General features: G+C 73.7%; 2 protein-coding genes. Both read right to left on the bottom strand.

Annotated features, from left to right (window positions below; all coding sequences use genetic code 11):
- Nucleotides 1-926 (bottom strand): tetratricopeptide repeat protein (locus ACIKT0_RS18310; protein WP_407106753.1); only part of this gene is annotated, 926 nt, incomplete at its 3' end.
- Nucleotides 923-1,365: beta/alpha barrel domain-containing protein (locus tag ACIKT0_RS18305; RefSeq protein WP_407106752.1), on the bottom strand; the 443-nt coding region annotated here is incomplete at its 5' end. The genes ACIKT0_RS18305 and ACIKT0_RS18310, both read right to left, overlap by 4 nt.

The following is a 1,365-nucleotide window of genomic DNA, read 5'->3' as shown; positions in this document are numbered from 1 at the left end:
GGATCGCGCGCCAGGCCGCGGCCATGCGCGTAGAGCCGGGCGAGCCGGTTCTGGGCGATGGCGTTGCCGCGCTCGGCGGCGCGCCTGAAGAACTGCGAGGCGGCCGCCTCGTCCTTCTCGACGCCGCGCCCGTTGAACAGGGAGATGCCGTATTCCACCATCGCGGGGATGTCGTCCTGCTCGGCGGCCCGCCTGAGCCAGTCGGCGGAGGCCGCGAGGTCGCGATCGACGCCCTGGCCCTCCCTGAGCAGGATCGCATAGGCGTACTGGGCCTGCGCCTGGCCGAGCTCGGCGGCGGCCTTCATGTGCTTCGCCGCGGAAGCGAAATTCTGCGGCCGCCCTTCGCCCTGCAGCTCGATCACCGCGAGGTTGTAGAGCGCCTCCGGCTCGCCGAGCGCGGCGGCCTTCTCGAACAGTTTCGCAGCGCCCGCCACGTCCCGCGATGCGCCCTCGCCATGCAGCTTGAGCAGGCCGAGCTGCAGCATCGCCTCCCGGTCGCCCTTGGCGGCGGCGCGTTCATACCAGCGGGCGGCCTGTTTGGGGTCGCGCGCGACGCCGGCGCCGTCGGCGTAGAGCTGGCCGAGCAGCGTCATCGCGGCGGTATCCGGCGGGTTAGCCTCCGCGCGCTTCTTCGCCTCGTCGAAGGCGACGCGGTAGAGGCCGCGCTGGTAGGCCCCATAGGCGACGTCGGCGTTGGGGTCCGTCGGGCCCTCGTCGTCCTCGACGGCCGCGGTCGGCGCCTTCTGCTGCGCGTCCCACGGCTTGTCGAGCATCATGTCGCGGAAGCTCGGCACCGCGGTCGCGGGCTGCTGCAGGTCCGACGCCGAGGGGACCGGGGCGGACAGCGTCTTCCTGGGCTCGCTCGCCGCGAACGCGCCGCCTGAGGCGGCGAGCAGAGCCGCCGCTGTGAGCAGCGCCCGTGTCATGGAGCGGGTTGGCGGGAGAGCGACAGCATGGCCTCCGCCGAAGCCACCGCGGCCGCAGGCCCTTCCTCATGGCGCCACACGGCGTCGCCGAGCGCCGCGACGTCGTCGACCGCGCGGGCGAGGCCGACGCAGGGCACCTCGAAGATTGGCGCCCACCATTCGACGCGCTCCAGCGTCGTGGCGAACGGCTCGTCTCTCGCAGGGTCGCCGAACAGCACGTAGTCCGCGCCGGCCTCGCCGGCCGACATCGCGTCGTCGCGCGCGCCCTGCGCCACCGCGCCGACGATCTTCTCGGGCTTGAACCGGCCGATCACGTCGCCGAAGCCGTCGCCGGCCTCCGCCTGCAGCCCGTCCGCGCCGGACTTGCCGACGATGTCCTCGACGCCCTCGCCCGACAGCAGCGCCGCGGCGCCGGCGTCCTGCGCGGCCTGCACAAGCG

The sequence above is a fragment of the Hansschlegelia beijingensis genome, from assembly GCF_045505405.1.
GTDB classification, from domain to species: Bacteria; Pseudomonadota; Alphaproteobacteria; order Rhizobiales; family Methylopilaceae; genus Methylopila; species Methylopila beijingensis_A.
Note: the sequence above shows the minus strand (reverse complement) of the source record. Positions and strands in the feature narration are given on the sequence as shown.